We start from the raw sequence: 20,971 nt of genomic DNA, 5'->3' as shown, positions 1-20,971 counted from the left end.
CGATGAGGATGGCCATGACGACGCTGCCGTACACCGACTGGCTGCCGCACCAGCGGTGGTACGCGGGCCGCGCCCGCACCCTCACGAAGGCCGAGCCCGCCGTTGTCACGCACCTGCCCGACGGGCTCGACCACGTGTTACTCGACGCGCACTACGAGGACGGCGGGTCGGAGCGGTACCAGATCTTCGTCGGCTGGAACCTCGACGTGGCCGCGGAGCTGTCGGCGGCGGCCCTCATCGGCGCCGACGGCGACCGCACCGCCTCCGACGCGCTCTACGACGAGCATTCGTCCCAGCGCATCCTCGCGCTCATCGACACCGGCGCGGTCGTCGACGGGGTGCGGTTCGTGCCCGAGCCCGGGGTCGCGCTGCCGGTCGACGCGCCCGCGCGGATCTCCGGCGCCGAGCAGAGCAACACGTCGGTGGTCTTCGACAGCGCCGCGATTCTCAAGGCGTTCCGCCGCGTGACCGCCGGCATCAACCCGGACCTCGAGCTCAACCGGGTGCTCGCGCGGGCCGGCTGCCCGAACGTGGCCCGGCTGCTGGGCGCCATCGAGAGCGACACCCCCGACGGCGAGCACCTGGCGCTGGCGATGGTGACGGAGTACGCCCAGAACTCGGCCGAAGGCTGGGCGATGGCGACCACGAGCGCCCGCGACCTCTACGCCGAGCACGACCTGAACCCCGAGGAAGTGGGCGGCGACTTCGCCGGCGAGTCCACCCGGCTGGGCGAGGCCGTCGCGCACGTGCACAGCACCCTCGCCGCCGAGCTGGGCACGCAGGCCGCTCCCCCGCCGGTCGAGGCGATGCTGGACCGGCTCGACAACGCCGTGCGGGTCGTGCCCGACCTCGAGGCGCTGGCCGGTGACATCGCCGCCCTGTTCCGCTCGATCGGCGACGAGCCCGTGCGCACCCAGCGCATCCACGGCGACCTGCACCTCGGCCAGGTCCTGCGCACGCCCGAGTCCTGGCTGCTCATCGACTTCGAGGGCGAGCCCGGCGTGCCGGTGCAGGAGCGCCGGAGGCCGGACTCGGCGCTGCGGGACGTCGCCGGCATGCTGCGCTCCTACGAGTACGCCGCCTACCAGCTGCTGCTCGGCCAGGAGGACGACGAGGACCTCGACCGCCGGGCCCGCCAGTGGGTCGACCGTAACCGTGACGCATTCTGCGACGGTTATGCTGCCGCGGCGGGGTACGACCCGCGGGAGGACCGGGCCCTGCTGCGCGCCTACGAGCTGGACAAAGCGGTTTACGAGAGCGCGTACGAGGCACGGTACCGGCCGGGCTGGCTGCGGATTCCCCTGCAGTCGATCGAGCGCATGGTGAACGGTTCCGACCTGACGACAAGGTGAGCACCCCTATGAATCTCGACGACCTCATCGCCGGCCGGTCCCACGACCCGCACGGCCTCCTCGGCGCGCACCCCGGCACCGACACGACGGTGATCCGGGCGCTGCGCCGGGGAGCCGCGGATGTGGCCGTGGTCGCCGGCGGCGAGCGATACCCGATGACGCAGGTGCACGGCGACGGCGTGTTCGAGGTCGAGATCCCCGGCGTCGTCGACGACTACCGCATCGACGCCGACGGCACGCTCGGCGACGACCCGTACCGCCACCTGCCGACCCTCGGCGACCTCGACCTGCACCTCATCCAGGAGGGGCGGCACGAGCGGCTGTGGACCGTCCTCGGCGCGCAGGTGCGCCCCGATGGCGTCGCCTTCTCGGTGTGGGCCCCGAACGCGCGCGGCGTGCGCGTGGTCGGCGACTTCACCGGCTGGGGCGCGCACGACGGGCTGCCGATGCGCTCGCTCGGCGGCAGCGGCGTGTGGGAGCTCTTCGTCCCGGACGCGCGCGCCGGGCAGAAGTACAAGTTCCGGCTCCTGACCCCGGACAACGACTGGGTGGAGAAGGCCGACCCGCTCGCCCAGCACACCGAGGAGCCGCCGGCCACCGCGAGCGTCGTCTACAGCTCGCAGTACGACTGGAAGGACGCGGACTGGGTCGCCTCCCGCGCCGAGCGGCGCACGCACGAGGAGCCGGTGAGCATCTACGAGGTGCACCTGGGCTCGTGGCGGCCGGGCCTGTCGTACCTGGAGCTGGCCGACCAGCTCACCGAGTACGTCAAGGAGATGGGCTTCACGCACGTGGAGTTCCTGCCCGTGATGGAGCACCCGTTCGGCGGCTCGTGGGGCTACCAGGTCACCGGCTACTACGCCCCGACCGCGCGCTTCGGCTCGCCGGACGAGTTCCGCCACCTCGTCGACCGGCTCCACCAGGCCGACATCGGCGTGATCCTGGACTGGGTGCCGGCGCACTTCCCCAAGGACTCGTGGGCGCTCGCCCGGTTCGACGGGACGCCGCTGTACGAGCACGGCGACTGGCGCCGCGGCGAGCACCCGGACTGGGGCACCCTCATCTTCGACTTCGGCCGCAAGGAGGTGCGCAACTTCCTCGTCGCGAACGCCTTGTACTGGTGCGAGGAGTTCCACGCCGACGCGCTGCGGGTCGACGCGGTCGCCTCGATGCTCTACCTCGACTACTCCCGCGAGCACGGGCAGTGGGCGCCGAACCAGTACGGCGGCCGCGAGAATCTCGACGCGATCTCCTTCCTGCAGGAGGCCAACGCGACCGTCTACAAGCACCACCCCGGCATCATGATGATCGCCGAGGAGTCGACGGCCTGGCTCGGCGTCACGCGCCCCACCGACTCCGGCGGGCTCGGCTTCGGCTTCAAGTGGAACATGGGCTGGATGCACGACACGCTCACGTACGTCGGCAAGGACCCGATCTACCGCCAGTACCACCACAACCAGATGACGTTCGCGACCGTCTACGCCTGGAGCGAGAACTACGTCCTGCCGATCAGCCACGACGAGGTCGTGCACGGCAAGGGCTCGCTCGTCGGCAAGATGCCGGGCGACCTGTGGAAGAAGGTCGCCAACGCGCGGGCGCTGCTGGCCTACATGTGGTCCTTCCCCGGCAAGCAGCTGCTGTTCATGGGCTGCGAGCTCGGCGACGAGCAGGAGTGGTCCGAGGAGCGCGGCCTGGACTGGGGCCTGGTCCAGGACCCGATGCGCGGCGGCCTGCAGAAGCTCGTGCGCGACCTGAACGACGTCTACAAGCGCACGTCGGCGCTGTGGACCCAGGACACCTCGCCCGACGGCTTCCGCTGGATCAACAACGAGGACTCCGGCGGCAACGTCTTCTCCTACCTGCGCTGGGGCGGCGACGGCTCGGTCGTCGCGGTCGTCGTGAACTTCGCGGCGCACCCGCACGAGGGGTACCGCATCGGCCTGCCCTTCACTGGCCGCTGGCAGGAGATCCTCAACACCGACGCCGACGTGTACGGCGGATCGGGCGTCGGCAACATGGGCTCGGTCGAGGCCACGGGCCAGCCCGCGAACGGGTTGCCCGCCTCGGCCGAGATTCGCGTCCCACCGCTGGGTGCCCTCTGGCTGAAGCTGGGGTAGTAGCGTCTCTGGCATGAGCGTGGACTTCCGCGACACCATCGCCATCGCGGCCCCGGCCACGGTGGCCGGCGACATCATGAAGGCGGTTCAGGAGTGGCCCTCCTGGACCGCTTCCGTGTCCCATGTGGACCGTGCCGCGTCCGGGCCCCTGACCGTGGGCGAGACCGTGGTCGTGACCCAGCCGAAGCTCCGCCCGTCGACCTGGACCGTCACGAAGGTCGACGCCCACGGCTTCGAGTGGTCCTCGGACTCGGCTCCGGGCGTGCGCAACGTCGGCGGCCACTGGGCCATCGACAACGGCGACGGGACGTGCACGGCCGAGCTGACCCTGTCCTTCGCGGGCCCCCTGGCCAGGATCGTGACCCTGTTCTACGGCAGCCTGATCCGCCGCTACATCCGCATGGAGGCGGAGGGCCTGCGCAAGGCCGCGGAGGCCGCCGCACACGGATCGTGACCGGTTCTGCTTCTCCGTAACCGGAGCAAGATCCAATTTTTTCGGCCCGGGTAGGCTTGGATCATAGGAACGGCAGGCGAGCCCCAGTCACCGCTGTGCCCCCATGTTTCAACTTGCTCAGGGACGGAGGAACGGCAGGACGTTGTGGTCGTAGACGAGCACCGTCCACCGCGTGAACTCGACCACCCGCACCGGCGCCCCGAGCTGGAGCACGACCCCGCTGAGCGTCCCGTAGCGCTCGAGCTCCCGGTCCACGATGACGAACCGGGCGTCGTGGCGGCGCGGGTCGAACGCCTCGGCCTGGGACTCCCAGTGGAACGCGCGCGGCACCTCGTCGACGACGGGCGCGACGCGCACCCGGCCGTCGGTGGCCACGGTGACCGTGTGGGAGGCCCAGTAGGCGCCGAGGCCGTAGCGGAGGTCGTGGGCGTCGAGCCAGGCGGCCACCTCGGCCGCCTCGGTAGGCCGAGGCTTCGCCACGGCGGCCTGGGCCGCGAAGGCGGCGACGAGGACGGCGGCCGCAAGCACGGCGCCGCCCCGGACCACCTTCGCCGGGACCGCACGAACCCACGCCGGGATGACACGGGCTACCAGGACCGCACCGAAGGGCAGGACCACGACCACCTGGCGGGCGCTGGCCATGTCCGCCGCCTGCGTCGAGGCCACGAACGCGGCCAGGTTGACGATGATCGCGGCGGCCAGCCACTGTGCGACGCGATCATCCCGGTCCCGCCCCAGACCCAGGAGACGCCCGGTCGTCGCCACGGTCGCCACCAGGGCCGCGAGCATCAGCAGGAGCTTGATCGCGCCCGCGGCGCCGTAGAGGGCGGTGAGCGCGGGGCCGGCGTCGTCGAGGTACGGGAAGTAGGCGCCGAAGTCCAGCGCCGTGGCGCGGGCCAGCATCGCGAGGTGCGACGGGACCGCGTCCCAGGTGGTGAACTCGGCGATCGGCTCGTGGACCTGGTAGCCGCCGAAGCGGCCGATCAGCTTGACCGCCGCATGAGCGATGGCGGCCGAGGCCACCGCGGCGACCAGGAGATTGGCGTCCGGGGTCCGGTCGACGCGGGAGCGTCGGGCGAAATGTTCGAAAATGAGGCGATACGCGCTCACCGCGGCCAGGGGTAGCGCGCCGATGTACAGGGCCAGCGGGTCGGCCATCTGGGCCAGGGTCAGGACCAGCGTCACGGCCACGGGCCACCAGCGGCGCAGCCCGGCCCGGCGGTCGATCAGCAGGGCCGCCACCAGCAGCGGCACGCCCGTGCCGGTGTGGTTCGGGTTGAACAGCACGATCGCCCAGCCCGCGCCCGGCTCCGGGACCAGCATCACCGCGACCACCAGGGCCACCCGCAGCCAGGCCGCCCGGCCCGTCGCCGAGCCGCGCGCGACCAGCGACGCGAAGACGATCAGCAGCACGTACGTCGACGCGGCCGCCACGTGCACCACGTCCGGGTTCAGGCCGTAGCAGAGCTCGATCAGCGCGTACTGCACCAGCTCCGTCGGGTAGAACGACACGTCACTCAGCGTCCAGCCCGACAGGGCCACGTTGCCGTGCAGCAGGTCCCAGGCCTGCAGGGCGTTCGCGGCGCCGTCCGCGGTCACGCCGTTCGCCCGCGCCATCCGCAGGTAGCCCAGCAGCATCGCGGCGACCCCGGCCACCAGGAGGCCCGGCGTGACGAACCGGCCGCGGGGACGCGGGGCGGCGACCGGTGCAAGGGTGCGCCGCCGGGGAATGGTCGCGGTGGGCGTCTGGCTCACCCGGGCCATTCTGGGGGATGCGTACTGTCATCCATCGGCCAGGTCCGATCACCGACAGTACGCGCCGGGGCGCAACCTTTCGGCGTCGGCGACCGTCTTACCCGAAATGCGACTACACTGCGTAGCGTCATGCGCACACGAACAGTAATCGCCGTGGTCGTGGGGACGGCGCTCCTCGTGGGGCTCGCCGCGATGCGGTCCGCGGTCGGGCTGCCACCGCCGATCAACCCCTCGGCGTCGCCGTCGATGGCCCCGCCGCCGGCGTATCCGTCGCCGGTCGTCTCCGGGCCGGGGGCTCAGGCGGTCGACTGCTCGACGATCCCGCGGTACGGCACCGGAGTGCTCCCCGCCGACGGGGGCGGTGAGTTCATCCCGTACGGCGCGAACACCATCACCCGGTGCGACACCCCGTTGACCACCCCGGCGCCGACCGTCGCCCCGCCCGAGGTGCTGACCAAGGACGTCGACAGCTTCGTGCGGCTGCTCAACAGCCTGCCCGCGCCGCAGCCGGATCAGGCGTGCCTGCGCGTCGCGTTCCCCACCCAGCTGAGCTTCGTCATCACGTTCGAGCCGGCCACGCGGAAGCGGCCGCTGGTGATGGTGGTGGACCGCAACTGCGCGGCCCTGGTGATCACGGAGAACCTGTCGAGCCGGGTGCGGTCGTACGCGCAGCTCAACCCCATGCCGATCTTCGAGCAGCTGTTCGCGGCGCAGGGGCCGGGTCAGCGCTCCGGGTCCAGGGCCACGACGCGGTAGGAGCCCTCGGGGGCCGAGTGCTCGGGCGCGGGGCGGCTCGGCGTGTGCGAATGCACCCGCCCGCCCGCCGGGCCTCGGCGCGAGATCACCGGGAACGCCACGAAGCGGATCGGGTCCGGGGGCGGCGCGAGACGGCCCGAGCCCCAGCGCACCCACAGCGCCTCCCGCCCCGCGGCGGCCTCGGCGGCGAGCTTGTCCAGCGTGCGCCGGCGGTCGGCGTGGTCCACCTCGACCACCAGCGGCGAGCCGCCCGGGCGCGCGATGCCGACGTCGACGACCGAGAACTGCTGCTCGTAGGGCGGGGGCAGCGGCACGACGCTCGTCGCCCGCCGGTAGGCGCGCCAGCCCCGCCCCACGGCCCACGCGACGGTCGCGGCGATGAGCAGCTCCGTGACCTCGTCGGTGCCGCGGTCGGCGAACGTGAGCCCGTCCAGGTGCTCCTGCAACTCGGCGGCGGCGTCCATGGCAGGAACCCTAGACTGCGCGTGGTGGCACCCGAAAACATCCGCCGGGCCTACACGCGGCACAAGCACCGCGCGGGCGGGGAATGGCACGCCCGGGTCAGCGTCGGCGGGAGCGTCGTGGTCGAGGACGACGACGAGCGGCTGATCCGGGGGTACAGCGTGCAGAAGCTGGCCCTGGCGAGCGCCCTGCTGGCCAAGGCCGACCGCGGCGAGCTGGACCTGGGCCGGCGCATCCGCCTCGAGCGCTCCGACGTCCTCGGCGGTTCCGGGGTGTACCACCTGCAGCCCGTCCACGGCGACGAGCTCACGGTCGCGGGCGTGCTCACCGCGCTGCTGCTCGTCTCCGACAACACCGCCGTTCGGCTGTGCGGGCGGCTCGTCCCCGGCCCCGAGGTCAACGAGATCCTGGCCTCGCTCGGCCTGACCCGCACCCGCGTGGAGCCCACCGCCGCCGACCCGGCCCGCTTCCTCCTCGGCGCCACGACCGCCCGCGAGACCCACGACCTGCTCGCGCGCCTGGCCGCCGGGACGCTCCTGAGCGCGGCGAGCACCGCGTTCATGCTCGGCGTCCTGCGCGCCCCGGCCGGCTACCACGACGGCGTACGGCGGGATCTGCGCGGCCCCGACCGCGCCCGCGTGGCCACGAAACACGGCGCCGACCGCGACGCGACGGGCGCCGCGCGGCACGAGGCGGGGATCGTCTTCACCTCGGCCGGCGCACCGGCGGCCGTCTACGCCCTGTTCGCGGACGCCCTGGGGGACGCCGCGGACTACGGCCCGACGCATCCGGCCGTCCGGGCCCACGCCGCGCTGGGGCGGATCCTGCTCGAAAGTTGCTAGGTTCGGTCTATGTTGCAGCGGTACCGCGAGCAGTCGCGCTTCAGCGACCCCGGCCGGTTCGGCGAGCTCCTCGACGAGCTGCCCGATGACGTGGCGGGGCTGATGGCGGTGGTGCGCAACGTGGTCGTGCACTACCGGGCGGCCGGGATCGCGTTCGAGGGGGCCCGGCTCGCCGAGATCGACTCGCGCTGGGCCTCGCGGATGCTCGCGCTCGACCAGGAGCGCTTCCCCGGGCCGCTGGCCGAGCCGCGGCCGCAGGCGCAGCGGGTCGTCGGCTGCTGCCGCGACTTCACGCTGCTCACCATCGCGGCGCTGCGCCGGCGCGGGGTGCCCGCGCGCAGCCGGGTCGGGTTCTCGCCGTACTTCGCCGACGACTGGAACTACGACCACGTCGTCGCGGAATTTTGGAACGGCACCCGGTGGGTGCTCGCCGACGCGCAGCTCGACCCGGCCGACCACCCGTTCAACACCGCCGATCTGCCGCAGTTCATCACCGCGGCGCAGGCGTGGACGGCGCACCGGCGGGGGCTGATCGACGCCGACCGGTACGGGGTGGACCCGGCGCTGCCGTTCCACGGCCACCAGTTCCTGCTCGACTCGGTGCTGCTCGAGGTCGCGCACCGCCACGGCGACGAGGCGCTGCTGTGGGACCAGTGGGGGGCGATCACCGACCGGACCGCGGACGAGCTGGCCGAGCTGCTGCTGGCCGCCGACCGCGGGGACGCGGGCTCGGCGCGGACGCTGGCGAAGCGGTACGAGACCGACCCCTCGCTGCACCTGACCAACCGGGTGCACTGCATGAGCCCCAGCGGCTTCGACGGCTGGGTCTCGATCTAGGCATTCAGAGGGAGCGTACGACCCGGCCCTTGCCGCCCGTCTTCGCGGCGTACATGGCCTGGTCGGCGTCGTGCATGAGCGCGTCGATGGGGACCTCCCCGTCCCACAGGCTCACCCCGATGCTCGCGTGCGGGGTGATGACGCAGTCGGGGCGGTAGGTCGCCGGCTCCTGCAGGTCGGTGCAGAGCCGGTCGGCGACGAGGTACACGTCCTCGGCCGACTCGACGCCGTCGAGCAGCACCGCGAACTCGTCGCCGCCGAGGCGGGCCACGGTGTCCTCGGCGCGCACGCCCGCGACCAGGCGCTCGGCGACGACGGTGAGCAGGAAGTCCCCGGCGTTGTGCCCGTAGGCGTCGTTGACCTGCTTGAAGCCGTCGAGGTCGATGAGCAGCATGGCGACCGGCAGGCCCCCGGTCGCGTTGGGGCGGGCGGCGGCGATGCGCTCGCGCAGCAGGGCGCGGTTGGCCAGGCCGGTGAGGCCGTCGTGGGAGGCCCGGTGGTGGACCTCCTCGAAGGCGGCCCGCAGCACACCCAGCGTCTCGTTGAGGGAGCGGCCCATCTGCCCGACCTCGTCGCCCCGGTCGAGCTCGACGCGGCGGCTCAGGTCGCCGCGGGCGACGCGGGCGAGGACGTCGACGACCTCGCGCAGCGGCCGGGAGATGGCGCGGGCGGTGAGCACGGCCAGCAGGATGGCGGTGAGCGCCCCGGCGGCGAGCAGGGCCGCGGTGAGCTGGGTGTTGCGGATGCCGTTGGCCTTGGCCCGGCGGGCGCCGTCGGCGACGGCCTCGACGAGCTGGTCGAGGAACGAGTTGGCGCGGTCCTTCACGGCGCGGGCGATGGCCTCGGAGCGCACGAGCACGACGGAGGCGGCCTTGCGCTGGTCGCCGGCGTCGGCGGCGTCGAGGGCGGCCTGGCGCGCGGTCCGCCACATGGTGACGGTGGCGGTGAACGCCTTGAGGCCCGACAGCTCGTTGTGCGGCAGGTCGAGGGCGCGCAGCTCGGCGATGCGGGCGTCGATCTCGCGGTCGGAGTCGACGATGACCTCGGCGTAGGTGTCGCGGTAGAAGCCGGGGTCGGACAGGATGTAGGCGAGGACGGCCTCGAGCTCGGCGCCGACGGCGGAGCGCACGTCGGTCATCTTGTCGACGGCGACGACGTTGACGCGGTAGTCCCGGTCCTGCTCGTCGACGAGCCGCTGGAGGTTGACCAGGCCGACGACGCCGGAGGCGGTGAAGATCGCGGTCACGACGAGGGACACGCTGACGATCTTGGTGGCGATCCGCAGATCCGCCAGCCGTCGCCGCACGCGTCCGAACACGCCTACCACATCGGCATCCGGGGCCACGGATCAAGCCGGCCAGCTGGTCTCGATGCGGTGCAGGACGGTAGCGGTGTCGGCCCCCTTGATCCAGTCGGTCATGCCGGCCCAGAAGGCGCCGGCGCCGACGGCGGCGGGCATCTGGTCGGAGCCGTCGAAGCGGAAGGTGACCCCGGGGTCGGTGAGCAGGCCGGCGGAGAGCTTCTCGATCGGGTTGGTGAGCACGGTCTTGTCCAGGCCCGTGTTGGGGCTCACGACGCCGCCGGTCCGGGCGCGGCTGTCGGCGAAGGCGGGGGTGGCGAGGTACGCGGCGACCGCTTGGACCTCGGCCCGGTCGGCGAACGCGGCGGCGAAGACGCCGGCGCCGAGCACGGGCCGGCCGGCGGCGGGATCGACCGGCGGCAGGTAGAAGGCGTAGAGGTCGCCGTCCTCGGCGATGGTGGCGTTGGCCGGCCACCAGTTCATGTAGAACGACGCCTGGCGGTGCAGGGCGCACTGGTGCTGCAGGATCGGCAGGCCGCCCTCCTGGAAGGCCGTGCCGGCGATGGACTCGACGCCGCCGTAGCCGCCGTTGACGTACCGGGGGTTGCGCAGGATCGTCCCGACGCGCTCGAGCGCGTCGACGACCCGCGGGTCGTCGAACGGGATGCGGTGCTCGACCCACTGGTCGTAGACGGCGGGGCCGGCGGTGCGCAGGAGGGTGTCCTCGAGCCAGTCGGTGATGGGCCAGCCGGTCGCGCCGCCGGACTCGACACCCGCGCACCAGGGCTTGATGCCGGTGGCGGCGATGCGGTCGCTGAGGGCGATCAGGTCGGCCCAGGTCTGCGGGACGGTCCAGCCGTGCTCGGCGAAGTACTTCGGGGAGTACCACACGAACGACTTCACGTTGCCGTCCAGCGGGGCGCCGTAGAGGACCCCGTCGACGACGCCGTAGCGCTTCCAGTCGGCGGGGTAGTAGCGATCGACGTCGGCGGCGACGGCCTTGCCGGCGGGCTTGAGCCGGCCGGTGTGCGCCATGGCGGCCAGCAGGCCCGGCTGCGGGAAGAAGGCGAGGTCGGGGACGCGCCCGGCGGCGACCTCGGCCGGCAGGGTGGCCTCGAAGTCGGCGCGGCCGGTGTAGTCGATGGTGATGCCGGTGCAGGACTGGAAGGTCTCCCAGGCCCGCACGAGCTTGTCGGCCTCGACGTCGCGGATCGAGGAGCTGATGGTGACGGTGGTGCCCTGGTGGCCCCGGTAGTCGGCGTAGGGCGCGCAGGCGGCTTCGGCGGACGGGCCCCCGGCGTCGGTGCCGGCGCACGCGGCGAGCAGCGCGACGGTCGCGGTGATCGCGGTGGCGCGCAGTACCGCGGCAGAGCCCATGAATGCAGCATAAGCCTCGAAACGGTGCCAAACAGGCGGCCGGAGAAGGTGCAACCGAGACGCCCGAACAGCCGAAAAAGGTTGTCCGGTCGGTACGGACATATCTGCCGATACCCGCCCAACAGTGGGTGAGATAGGTGGTGAGGAATGTCACGAGCTGGCCACACCGCGTGGCATCCGGCCTAGCGTCGCCAACGGCCCCGCATGGGGCGGCATAACGAAATCGTCCGCTTTGCCCGGTACTTCGGGTCAGCGCCGCCCCCACGGGGCGCTCCCACCCGAGACACGCGAGAGTGCACCGGGCCGTTCCTGGAGCCGACCTGAACGCACATCAGCCGCTGCACCGCATCGCAGCGGGCACCGCAGCCCTTGCCCTTTCCGCCGTCTGGCTCGGCCCCTCCGCCCTGCCAATTCCTGTGGCGCTAGCCCAACCACCGAATCCGGCATCGACGCAGACCAAGGCGGCCGAGACGGTCCTGACCGGCTCCCCCGCCCCGACGCTCGCCGAGCAGGAGGCCCTGCTCGCCGCCTACGAGCGCGTCGACCGCGCCCACCGCGACCACTACGTCACGCTCGCCGCCTCGGCGCGCGACGCGGCGGTCGCCCCGGCCCCGCCGCCCGCCCCGGCGCCGACCAAGACGAAGACGGCGCAGAAGCAGCCGTCGAAGACGACCAAGTCCACGTCGAAGTCCACCTCGAAGTCGAACCAGACCACGACGTCGGTGGCGCCCCCATCGGGGGCCGCGGGCACCGTGGTGAACTTCGCGCTCGCCCAGGTGGGCAAGCCCTACGTGTACGCCAAGGCGGGCCCGGACGCCTACGACTGCAGCGGTCTCGTGATGGCCGCATACGCCCGGGTCGGCATCAAGCTGCCGCACCAGAGCGAGCAGATCGCGGCCCGCGGCCGTCAGGTGCCGTCCGGCCAGTGGATGCCGGGCGACGTCATCCACACGTCCGGGCACGTCGCCATCTACATCGGCAACGGCAAGATGGTCGAGGCGGCCAACCCGTCGGCGGGCATCCGGGTCGCCCCGGTGCGCGGCGGCACGGCGTACCGCTTCCTGTAGAGCGTCGGCCCCGGTGGGCGTTTCCCTCAGGAGGGCGCCCGCCCGGGCCGATCGGCCGGTCGTGAGCTGAACCGCTTCCGCCGACCGGGGGTAGAACCAGACATGACCGTACATCGACGCGTGACAGTTGTGCTGACCCTGGCCGCCGCGATCACGGCCACACTGCTGGCCGGACCGGCCGCGGCGAACCCGGCGGGCGCGGACCGCCCGCTGCCGACCACGATCGACCTGCCCGACGGTTTCCAGCCCGAGGGCATCGCGATCGGCCCGGGACCCTTCGCCTACTTCGGCTCCCGCGCCGACGGGCGCATCTACCGCGTGAACCTCGTCAGCGGGGCCGGCGCCCAGCTCAGCCCGGCGGTCGGCACCGCCTCACTGGGGATGAAGACCGACAACCGGGGACGGCTGTTCGTCGCCGGCGGGGGCGGTGGCAACGCCCGCGTCGTGGACACCCGCACCGGGGCGGTGCTCGCCTCCTACGCGTTCACGACCGGCACCACGTTCGTCAACGACGTGATCCTGCTCGACGGCTCCGCGTACTTCACCGACTCGCGGCAGGCGGTGCTCTACAAGGTGACGACCGGCCGCCACGGCGAGCTGCCGGCGTCGTTCACGACGCTCGCCCTGACCGGCGACTTCGTGCTCACGCCGGGCGTCAACAACCTCAACGGCATCGCCGCGACGCCCGACGGCCGGGCGCTGATCGCCGTGCAGTCCAACACCGGCTTCCTGTTCCGCATCGACCCGCGCACCGGCGCCACCAAGCGGATCGACACCGGCGAGCGCACCTTCGTCAACGGCGACGGGCTGTGGCTGGCCGGGCGCACGCTCTACGTGGTGCAGAACCGCGACAACAAGGTCGTCGCCGTCGACCTCGACCGCGCCGGGCGGACGGGCCGCGTCCGCGCCGAGCGGACCGACCCGCGCTTCGACGTGCCGACGACGATCGCGCAGTTCGGGCACCGCCTGTACCTGCCCAACGCCCGCTTCACCACGACCCCGGCCCCGGACACGGCCTACACCGCCGTGTCCGTCGCCGCCTTCTGACCGACGCCGTCTCGTCGCCGTCCGCGGGCCGCATTTCGCCCGCGGACGGCCCGTGCGTAGTGGCCCGGTTCAGGCCCGGGGGCAGCTGGGACAGGATCGACGGGTCGGTGATGTGCTCGTCCTCGGCCAGCAGCAGGACCTTGCTCAGGATGACGCTCGCCATCGGGTCGTCCTCGGCCTGCCAGCGCGACAGCGCGCCGCGCTCGTAGAGGTGGTGCGGGTGGACCGCGGTCAGCGGGCCGTCCACATCGGACAGCAGGCCGACGGTGCCGGACGCGTCCCGCCACAGCAGCGCGGGGAGCATCGCGGCGGCCTCGGGGATGCGCCGCAGCCGGTCCAGCTCCGGCGGCGACAGGGTGCCAGGCCCTGCGGGCGCACCAGCGGGACGTCCTCGCCGCGCCACAGCATCGCGTCGGCGACGTCGTGCACGAACGGGTGGCAGGCCGCGTCGTCCAGGCCCTTCCAGAGGTACGGGTCCCGGCCGAACGCCCCCTCCACAGTGGACACGTCCAGGGCCCCGGCCGCGTGCAGGGCGTAGAGAACGCGCCCGGCGCCGGTGACGAGGGCTACGGCGGCATCCAGCTCCATGCGATTACCTCCCGAGACGATGCCGTGACGCCAAGACACCGCCGTCCGGACCGGCTCGCCCGTCCGGCCGGGAACCGCACACCGTTCGGACCCGGATTCAGGCCGTGCCGCAAGAGTTCGGGTCGATCGCCGGGGTGACCTCGATGTCGTAGTGGCCGGGCGTGAATTGAGCCGACATCGTGACGGCCCTGCAGTTGAAGCGGGAGTCGCTCCTCGTCGTCAGCGCGCGGCTGATCCACGACAGGACGGGCTGGGTGTAGGAGGCGTCCGCCGGGATGGCCGATCCCGCACAGCCGTACAGCCGCTGCAGGGCGTCGCTGCCGAACTCGGCGCCCGGGTCCGCCGAGAGGTCGCAGCCGACCTCGAAGAGCGCGTTGCCATCGTGCGAGACGCGGGCGAGGAGATTGCCGCCGGGGACCCCGATCGGCATGAACTCGGTCGCCGTGCGCTCGACCGCGCCGTCGTCGAGCAGGCTGATGCCGCTGGCCTCGTGCCAGCGCTCCAGCGTGACCGGCAGCGACCGGCTCGGCACGCAGGTGAACTTGACGCCGTTGGGGCAGGTGGCGGTCGGGCTGGGCCGCGCCGGGGCGGCCTCGGCGGACTCGGCGGACTCGCGGGCCGAGCGCAGGTCCAGTCCGATGTAGACGGCGGCGCCGACGAGGATCAGCAGGGCGCAGGCGACAGAGACGATGAGGATCGTGTAGGACTGCTTCGGTGGGGCGGGCGGCTGCTCATCGGCGGTCACGCGGGTCTTGATACCACGCCGTGTGCGATCGTGGGGGGCATGCGGGACGGCACGCGGTTCGGTGAGGTGGCCGACGTCTACGAGGACGCGCGGCCGGCGTACGCGCCCGGGCTGGCCGAGGCCATCGCCGGCTACCATGGATCGACGCCGGGCGACGTGCTGGAGATCGGGGCCGGGACCGGCAAGGGCACCGCGGTGCTGCACGCGCTCGGCGGCCGGCTCACCTGCGTCGAGCCCGACCCGCGGATGGCCGCGCTGCTCGCGGCCCGCTTCCCCGCCGCCGCAGTGGTCGTCGCGCCGTTCGAGGAGGCCGGCGCCGGGCCCGCGGACGTCGTCGGGTGCGCGCTGGCCTGGCACTGGCTCGACCCGGAGCGCCGCAACCGGCTGGCGTTCGACGCGCTGCGCCCCGGCGGCACGCTCGCCGTGTTCGGGCACCGCTACGACTACGCCGACCCCGCCCACCGGCGCGCGTTCGACGAGGCCTTCGCGTCGGTGGATCAGACCCCGGCGGTCGTACGCGACGATGCCTGGGTCCACCGCGACGTCCTCGGGTCCGGGCTGTGGGCGGACGTGCGCGCGGACGCGACGAGCCGGACGCTGCCGCTGGACGCCGCGGCGTACCTGCGGCTCGTGCGCACCTTCGGACCGTTCCGCACCAAGACCCCGCACGCGCAGGAGCGCACCCTGGACGTGCTCGCCCGGACGCTGGACGCGCTCGGCGGCGGCACGGTCCTCGACCTGCGCGGCTTCCTCGTGCTGGCGCGCAAGCCGGCGAACCGGGCGGGAGTGGCGCCGCGGGCCGACAATTGACGGCATGTATGTCATCAAGGAGCGCTTCTTCGACATCGGCGACGACTTCGACGTCACCGACGACCACGGGCGCAAGGTCCTGCACGTCGACGGCAAGGTGCTGAGCCTGCGCGACCGGCTCGTCGTCGAGGACCCCGCCGGCAACGAGGTCGCCTCCGTGCATCGCAAGCTCATCGCGCTGCGCCCGACGTACCAGATCGAGATCGGCGGCGAGGAGGCCGCCGAGGTGCGCAAGAAGCTCTTCACGCCGTTCCGCGAGAAGTTCACCATCGACGTGCCCGGGCCGGACGACCTGACCATGGCCGGGAACCTCTTCGACCACGAGTTCACGGTGGAGCGCGGCGGCCGCGAGGTGGCCCAGGTCTCCAAGCGCTGGCTGACGATCCGCGACAGCTACGCGGTGAACATCGCCGACGGCGAGAACCACCTGCTCATCCTGTGCGCCGTGCTCGCCCTGGAGCTGGCGATCCAGCGCGAGAAGGACGAGAACGGCTGATCGCGGCGCACGGCAGGCGGCCTATCCGGTGAACCGTAGGCCGTCCATCAGCAGGTCCAGGACCCGGCCGCCCTGGGCCCGGCGGTCCGGCTCCGACACCCACAGGGAGACGGAGCTGAGCGCCACCAGCACGTCGTAAGGGTCGACGTCCTGCCGCAGGCCCGAGCCGGCGCCTGCGGCCAGGAGTTCCGCCAGAGCCGCCTCCATGCGCGCCCGGCTCTGTGCGAAGGGCTGCCCGCCCGCGGCGATGACCGTCCGCAGGGCCTCCGCCAGGCCGCGCTTGGCCGCCGAGTAGTCGATGAAGGCGTCCATCCAGGCGCGCAGGGCGGCGTCGGGGGCAAGCGCCGCCAGCAGGCGCGGGGCGGACTCGCAGAGGCGGGTGAGCTCCGCGCGGTACACCTCCTCGATCAGCGCCTCCCGGGTCGGGAAATGGCGGTAGAGGGTGCCGATGCCGACGCCGGCGTCGCGAGCCACGCGCTCCAGGGTCACCTCGTCGCTCGGTTCGTTCGCGAAGGCCAGCAGGGCGGCCTCGAGCAGGCGGTCGCGGTTGCGCTGGGCGTCGGCCCGCAGGGGACGGGCGGGGTGGGTCACGTCACACTCCAAAGGTGAGTCAAACGGAGGCACCTCCGGTTACGGTTAGGACATCTGGAGGCTCCTCCGTTTGAGATGGTACCGACAGGAGAGGATCATGACCATCAGCACACCGTTCGCCTGGGACTCGACCGCGTCCCAGGTGCTCGCCGGGGTCGACCTGACCGGGCGCCGCGCGATCGTCACCGGCGGCGCGTCCGGGATCGGCGTCGAGACCGCCCGCGCGCTGTCCGCCGCCGGCGCCGAGGTCACCCTGGCCGTGCGCGACACCGCCGCGGGCGAGCGCACCGCCGAGGACATCACCGCGACCACGGGCAACAAGCACCTGTTCGTGGCGCCGCTCGACCTGGCCGACCAGCCGTCGGTGCGGGCGTTCGCCGCGGCCTGGGACGGACCCCTGCACATCCTCGTCAACAACGCCGGCGTCATGGCCCGGCCGCTGGGCCGCTCCCCCGAGGGCTGGGAGCTGCAGTTCGCCACCAACCACCTCGGGCACTTCGCGCTCGCCACCGGGCTGCTGCCGGCGCTGCGGGCCGCGCACGGCGCGCGGGTCGTGTCGGTCTCTTCCAGCGCGCACCTCTTCTCGGCGGTGGTGTTCGACGACATCCACTTCGAGCGGCGCGCGTACGAGCCGTGGCTCGCCTACGGGCAGTCGAAGACCGCGAACGTCCTCTTCGCCGTCGAGGCGACCCGGCGCTGGTCCGGCGAGGGGATCCTCGTCAACGCGCTGCACCCCGGTTCCATCCGGACGAACCTGCAGCGGTACGTCGACCCCGCCGAGCTCCAGCGCATGCGCGAGCAGACCGGCGACGCCGCGCCGCGATTCAAGTCCGTGGAGCAGGGTGCCGCGACGTCGGCCCTGCTCGCCGCCTCGCCGCTGCTGGACGGAGCCGGCGGGAAATCTGGAGTCGGCGGGAAGTACTTCGAGGACTGCGCCGAGGCCGGTCCCCATCAGCCGGGCACGCGCACGGGTGTCGCGGCGCACGCGCTCGACCCGGAGGCCGCCGAGCGCCTCTGGGACATCAGCGTCAAGGAGGTCCAGCGATGAGCGGTCCGGAGCGGAGCGGAGGGGCCGCTCATCATGGAGACAGTTTCCTCATGTCGGCGCCGGAGCTTGCGGAGGTGTCGGCATGAGCGGTCCGGAGCGGAGCGGAGGGGCCGCTCATCATGGAGACAGTTTCCTCATGTCGGCGCCGGAGCTTGCGGAGGTGTCGGCATGAGCGGCTTCGGATTCGAGTCCACGGCGGCCGAGGTCCTCGCGGGCGTCGACCTGGCCGGCCGGCGCGCGATCGTCACCGGCGGCGCGTCCGGGATCGGCATCGAGACCGCCCGCGCCCTGGCCGGCGCCGGGGCCGAGGTCACCCTCGCGGTGCGCAACGCCGCCGCGGGCGAGGCGACCGCCGCGGAGCTCATCGCGTCGACCGGCAACAAGGCAGTACACGTGGCGCCGCTCGATCTGGCCGACCAGGCGTCGGTGCGGGCGTTCGCCGAGGCCTGGGACGGGCCACTGCACATCCTCGTGAACAACGCGGGCGTGATGGCCTCGCCGCTGGGCCGCACCGCGGAGGGCTGGGAGCTGCAGTTCGCGACCAACCACCTCGGGCACTTCGCGCTCGCCGCCCGCCTGCTGCCGGCGCTGCGGGCCGCGGGCGGGGCGCGCGTGGTCGCGGTCAGCTCGGCCGCGCACCTGCGCTCCCCGGTGGTGTTCGAGGACATCCACTTCGAGCGCCGCGAGTACGAGCCGTGGCTCGCCTACGGTCAGTCGAAGACGGCGAACGTGCTCTTCGCCGTCGAGGCCGACCGGCGCTGGGCCGGCGACGGGATCCGGGTCAACGCCCTGAGCCCCGGCGGCATCCGCACCAACCTGCAGCGCCACGTCGACGTGGACGAGCTGGTGCGGACCGCGACGGCGGCCAACGGCGGGGTGCCGATCCGCTGGAAGACCCCGGAGCAGGGCGCGGCGACCTCGGCGCTGCTGGCCGCGTCCCCGGCCGCGGACGGCGTCGGCGGCCGGTACTACGAGGACTGCCGCGAGGCCGAGCCCAACCGGCCGGGCACGCGCACCGGGGTCGCCGCCTACGCGCTCGACCCCGAGGCCGCCGCCCGGCTCTGGGACGTGTCGGTGGCCGCGACTCACATCACCTGGTAGCGGCTCAGGGGCTCGACCAGGGAGCGCTCCTCGTACGACAGGTGCGACAGGAGCGTGTCGGTGAGCAGGTCGACCGCGGCGCGGACCTCGGCGATGCCCTCCGGCCGCGCGACCATCGCCACCAGCGCCGCGTCGACCCGCTCGAGAACCTCGGCGATCACGTGGTGCTCCGCCTCGAGGCGGTCGACGACCGGCACGAGCCGGGGGTCGGCCGCCCGCAGGCGCGGGAACAGGCTCATGTCCTCGATCGTGTGGTGGGTGGTGACCACGCGGCAGTAGCTCTCGCAGTACGTGCCGAGGGTCCAGTTGTTCTGCCGCATGGCCATCGTGTTGATCATCGAGCGGGCCCGGCCGAGGTCGAGGGCGCCCGCCGCGACCTGCTCCACGAGGTCGCGCACCTGGGCCAGCTCCTGCCGCAGGTGGTCGTGCACGTCGACGAGGTGCTGGCCCGACGCGCGCTGGCGCGCGCTGTAGCGGACGGTGAGATCGCTCTCGGGGCCCTCCGGGCGCTCGGACTCGTCCCACAGCCGCTCGCTCGACAGCCGGGTGCCGTCGTCCGCCGTGGGGGTCGCGAGGGTCTCGTTGTGCGCGCGCACCGCCACGGCCCCGGGCGACGCGACCTCGATGACCTCGACGGCCTCGGCTTCCTCGGCGCCCTCGGCCTCCTCGGGTGCGTGAGCCGCGCCCGGGCGGGTGCGCTCGGCGGTGACCAGCTCGCGGACCGCCGGCGCCACCTCCATGGCGAAGCGCTCCAGGTCCTCGTCGCCGCCGGCCTGCACCATGAGGATGAACGCGCTCATGCCCTCGGTGACCGCGAGCTCGGCGAGCTGCTCGACCCAGACCTTCGGCGGGCCCTGCAGGAACTCGCGGCCGTCGCCGCGGAAGGTGCCGGCGATGTTGTAGAGGCGGCGCACGTCCTGCGGCCGCCGGCCCGCGGCCTGCGCGGCCTCGTCGATGCGCCGGTTGGACTCGGCGAGCTGCTCCGGCGGCATGTACGGCGAGCTGGGCAGCCACCCGTCGGCGAGCCGGCCGGTGAGGGCGAGCGCGCGCGGCTTGATCGCGCCGACCCAGATGCCGATGTCGTGCGCCGCACCGGGGCCGGGGTGCGCGCCCCGCAGCCGGTAGTACTCCCCGTCGACGCGGGCCGAGCGCTCCTCGCTCCACAGCGCCCGGATGACCGCGATGCCCTCCTCGAGCGCCTGCAGCGCCTGGCCGGGGGTGCGCCGCGCGACGCCCATCCCCTCGATCGCGTCCCAGAACCCGCCCGCGCCGAGGCCGAGCTCGACCCGGCCGCCGGTGAGCAGGTCCAGGCTGGCCGCGGCCCGGGCGAGCACCGCGGGCGGGCGCAGCGGCAGGTTGGCGACGTTCGGGAACACCGTGATCCGCTCGGTGTGCGCGGCGATCACCGACAGCTGCGTCCAGGAGTCCAGGAAGCGGCCCTGGTACGGGTGGTCCTGCAGGCTCGTCAGGTCCAGCCCGAGCTCCTCGGTGCGCACCGCGAGCCGCAGCGCCTCGGCGGCGTTGGCGGCCTCGGCGGGCAGGAACGTCCCGAAGCGCAGATCGTGGCCATAGTCGGTCATGCAGATAATATTTCACACAGAAGGTTCACGGTCCAAGCGGTGTGGTGCAGAACTCCTCGATCGCGTCGAGGTGGGTCGGCTGCAGCCCGCGCCGCGGGTCCGGCCGGATGAGCAGGGCCCGGCCGTCGCGGACCAGCTCGTCGTGCAGCGGGCCGGGCCCGGGCACCTCGACGTCGTCGGTCCACACCAGCCGGCGCCCCTCGCGCAGCACGGTGCGGGCCGCGGCGAGCTTGGCCACCGAGAAGTCGGGCACCTCCCCGAACGCGCGGTCCAGGCCCGGCAGCTTGAAGAGGCGCTCGACCTCGCCCGGCCACGCGCACCACGTCGAGCACCAGCGCACCTCGGCCACGCCGTCGCGGTGCAGCCGGCGGATGCGCTGCACGAGCGCGGGCGCCCAGCGCAGCCGCCACTCGGCGCCGAGCGCGTGCGCGCGGCCCTGGAACGGCGCCGCGCCCCAGCCCGGGCGCTTCACGTTGATGACGCCGTCGACGTCGAGCAGCCACACCGGCGGCGGCTCGCTCCACAGCTCGTCGCTCAGGTCCGGCATGGGGGGAAGGTACCTCCTCCGCGCCCCGGCACCAATGGGCCGATTCGAACAACGGCGCGATAAATACATTGTGCGGGCGGCACGGAATGCGTAGGGTAT

22 protein-coding genes are annotated in these 20,971 nt (G+C 72.9%); 12 read left to right on the top strand and 10 right to left on the bottom strand.

Features of this window, described 5'->3' with window-relative positions; translation table 11 throughout:
* The first annotated feature begins 14 nt into the window (after window positions 1-14).
* Genes ABT369_RS18610 through ABT369_RS18600 form a run of 3 tightly spaced genes read left to right on the top strand, consistent with a single transcriptional unit; the run spans window position 15 to window position 3,923 of the window.
* Window positions 15-1,352, top strand: a complete 1,338-nt coding sequence (locus ABT369_RS18610; protein WP_350613415.1) for a maltokinase N-terminal cap-like domain-containing protein — start codon at window positions 15-17, stop codon at window positions 1,350-1,352.
* 8 nt (window positions 1,353-1,360) lie between these two features.
* Window positions 1,361-3,469, top strand: a complete 2,109-nt coding sequence (gene glgB / locus ABT369_RS18605; RefSeq protein WP_350613414.1) for a 1,4-alpha-glucan branching protein GlgB — start codon at window positions 1,361-1,363, stop codon at window positions 3,467-3,469.
* 13 nt (window positions 3,470-3,482) lie between these two features.
* A complete protein-coding gene (locus ABT369_RS18600) occupies window positions 3,483-3,923 on the top strand; it encodes an SRPBCC family protein (RefSeq protein ID WP_350613412.1) in 441 nt (146 codons plus the stop codon).
* Between the two features lie 117 nt (window positions 3,924-4,040).
* Here the strand turns inward: ABT369_RS18600 and ABT369_RS18595 are convergent, their stop codons facing one another.
* On the bottom strand, window positions 4,041-5,678 hold the full coding sequence (locus tag ABT369_RS18595) for a hypothetical protein (protein ID WP_350613410.1): 1,638 nt from the start codon (window positions 5,676-5,678) through the stop codon (window positions 4,041-4,043).
* Window positions 5,679-5,807: 129 nt separating this feature from the next.
* On the opposite strand from ABT369_RS18595, the gene ABT369_RS18590 reads away from it, so the two are divergent.
* Window positions 5,808-6,434 carry a hypothetical protein gene (locus ABT369_RS18590; RefSeq protein ID WP_350613408.1) on the top strand — a complete coding sequence of 209 codons (627 nt, stop codon included), beginning with the start codon at window positions 5,808-5,810 and terminating at the stop codon, window positions 6,432-6,434.
* Here ABT369_RS18590 and ABT369_RS18585 read toward each other — a convergent pair.
* Window positions 6,401-6,898: a hypothetical protein gene (locus tag ABT369_RS18585; protein ID WP_350613407.1), complete on the bottom strand. Its 498-nt coding sequence runs from the start codon at window positions 6,896-6,898 to the stop codon at window positions 6,401-6,403. The genes ABT369_RS18590 and ABT369_RS18585 overlap by 34 nt on opposite strands.
* A 24-nt stretch (window positions 6,899-6,922) precedes the next feature.
* Between ABT369_RS18585 and ABT369_RS18580 the strand changes: the two genes are divergently transcribed.
* Complete coding sequence (locus ABT369_RS18580) at window positions 6,923-7,738, top strand: serine hydrolase (protein ID WP_350613406.1); 816 nt, start codon at window positions 6,923-6,925, stop codon at window positions 7,736-7,738.
* Between the two features lie 9 nt (window positions 7,739-7,747).
* Window positions 7,748-8,575 carry a transglutaminase-like domain-containing protein gene (locus ABT369_RS18575; protein ID WP_350613404.1) on the top strand — a complete coding sequence of 276 codons (828 nt, stop codon included), beginning with the start codon at window positions 7,748-7,750 and terminating at the stop codon, window positions 8,573-8,575.
* A 4-nt stretch (window positions 8,576-8,579) separates the two neighbouring features.
* On the opposite strand, the gene ABT369_RS18570 is transcribed toward ABT369_RS18575, so the two are convergent.
* Entirely contained in the window at window positions 8,580-9,893 is a 1,314-nt protein-coding gene (locus tag ABT369_RS18570; protein WP_350613402.1) for a diguanylate cyclase domain-containing protein, read from the bottom strand.
* Window positions 9,894-9,923: 30 nt separating this feature from the next.
* Complete coding sequence (locus ABT369_RS18565) at window positions 9,924-11,252, bottom strand: ABC transporter substrate-binding protein (RefSeq protein WP_350613401.1); 1,329 nt, start codon at window positions 11,250-11,252, stop codon at window positions 9,924-9,926.
* A 416-nt stretch (window positions 11,253-11,668) separates the two neighbouring features.
* Between ABT369_RS18565 and ABT369_RS18560 the strand changes: the two genes are divergently transcribed.
* A complete protein-coding gene (locus ABT369_RS18560) occupies window positions 11,669-12,319 on the top strand; it encodes a C40 family peptidase (protein WP_350613400.1) in 651 nt (216 codons plus the stop codon).
* A 120-nt stretch (window positions 12,320-12,439) separates the two neighbouring features.
* The gene (locus ABT369_RS18555; protein ID WP_350613399.1) at window positions 12,440-13,366 is read left to right on the top strand and encodes an NHL repeat-containing protein; all 927 of its coding nucleotides are present in this window, start codon (window positions 12,440-12,442) and stop codon (window positions 13,364-13,366) included.
* On the opposite strand, the gene ABT369_RS18550 is transcribed toward ABT369_RS18555, so the two are convergent.
* The 3 genes from ABT369_RS18550 to ABT369_RS18540 form a co-directional block, all read right to left on the bottom strand.
* On the bottom strand, window positions 13,308-13,670 hold the full coding sequence (locus ABT369_RS18550) for a DUF7737 domain-containing protein (protein ID WP_350613397.1): 363 nt from the start codon (window positions 13,668-13,670) through the stop codon (window positions 13,308-13,310). The two genes, ABT369_RS18555 and ABT369_RS18550, sit on opposite strands and share 59 nt — an antisense overlap.
* Entirely contained in the window at window positions 13,598-13,954 is a 357-nt protein-coding gene (locus ABT369_RS18545) for a hypothetical protein (RefSeq protein WP_350613395.1), read from the bottom strand. The genes ABT369_RS18550 and ABT369_RS18545 overlap by 73 nt, the downstream gene beginning before the upstream one ends.
* 97 nt (window positions 13,955-14,051) lie before the next feature.
* Window positions 14,052-14,699, bottom strand: coding sequence for a hypothetical protein (locus ABT369_RS18540; protein WP_350613394.1), 648 nt, complete (start codon window positions 14,697-14,699; stop codon window positions 14,052-14,054).
* A gap of 39 nt (window positions 14,700-14,738) precedes the next feature.
* Here ABT369_RS18540 and ABT369_RS18535 point away from each other — a divergent pair, with 39 nt between their 5' ends.
* Both ABT369_RS18535 and ABT369_RS18530 read left to right on the top strand, forming a co-directional pair.
* Complete coding sequence (locus ABT369_RS18535; RefSeq protein WP_350613393.1) at window positions 14,739-15,509, top strand: class I SAM-dependent methyltransferase; 771 nt, start codon at window positions 14,739-14,741, stop codon at window positions 15,507-15,509.
* Window positions 15,510-15,513: 4 nt separating this feature from the next.
* A complete protein-coding gene (locus ABT369_RS18530; protein ID WP_350613391.1) occupies window positions 15,514-16,005 on the top strand; it encodes an LURP-one-related/scramblase family protein in 492 nt (163 codons plus the stop codon).
* Between the two features lie 21 nt (window positions 16,006-16,026).
* On the opposite strand, the gene ABT369_RS18525 is transcribed toward ABT369_RS18530, so the two are convergent.
* A complete protein-coding gene (locus tag ABT369_RS18525; protein ID WP_350613389.1) occupies window positions 16,027-16,596 on the bottom strand; it encodes a TetR/AcrR family transcriptional regulator in 570 nt (189 codons plus the stop codon).
* A gap of 97 nt (window positions 16,597-16,693) precedes the next feature.
* On the opposite strand from ABT369_RS18525, the gene ABT369_RS18520 reads away from it, so the two are divergent.
* Together ABT369_RS18520 and ABT369_RS18515 are read left to right on the top strand one after the other, a co-directional pair.
* Window positions 16,694-17,644 carry an SDR family NAD(P)-dependent oxidoreductase gene (locus tag ABT369_RS18520; protein ID WP_350613387.1) on the top strand — a complete coding sequence of 317 codons (951 nt, stop codon included), beginning with the start codon at window positions 16,694-16,696 and terminating at the stop codon, window positions 17,642-17,644.
* 168 nt (window positions 17,645-17,812) lie between these two features.
* Complete coding sequence (locus tag ABT369_RS18515) at window positions 17,813-18,745, top strand: SDR family NAD(P)-dependent oxidoreductase (protein ID WP_350613385.1); 933 nt, start codon at window positions 17,813-17,815, stop codon at window positions 18,743-18,745.
* Here ABT369_RS18515 and ABT369_RS18510 read toward each other — a convergent pair.
* Complete coding sequence (locus ABT369_RS18510) at window positions 18,730-20,325, bottom strand: LLM class flavin-dependent oxidoreductase (protein WP_350613383.1); 1,596 nt, start codon at window positions 20,323-20,325, stop codon at window positions 18,730-18,732. The genes ABT369_RS18515 and ABT369_RS18510 overlap by 16 nt on opposite strands.
* Before the next feature lie 25 nt (window positions 20,326-20,350).
* Window positions 20,351-20,872, bottom strand: a complete 522-nt coding sequence (locus ABT369_RS18505; protein WP_350613382.1) for an HAD domain-containing protein — start codon at window positions 20,870-20,872, stop codon at window positions 20,351-20,353.
* Window positions 20,873-20,971: the final 99 nt, after the last annotated feature.

The organism is Dactylosporangium sp. NPDC000244, from assembly GCF_040300725.1.
Classification (GTDB): domain Bacteria; phylum Actinomycetota; class Actinomycetes; order Mycobacteriales; family Micromonosporaceae; genus Dactylosporangium.
The sequence above is the reverse complement of the archived record's forward strand: the minus strand, read 5'-3'. Positions and strand labels throughout refer to the sequence as shown.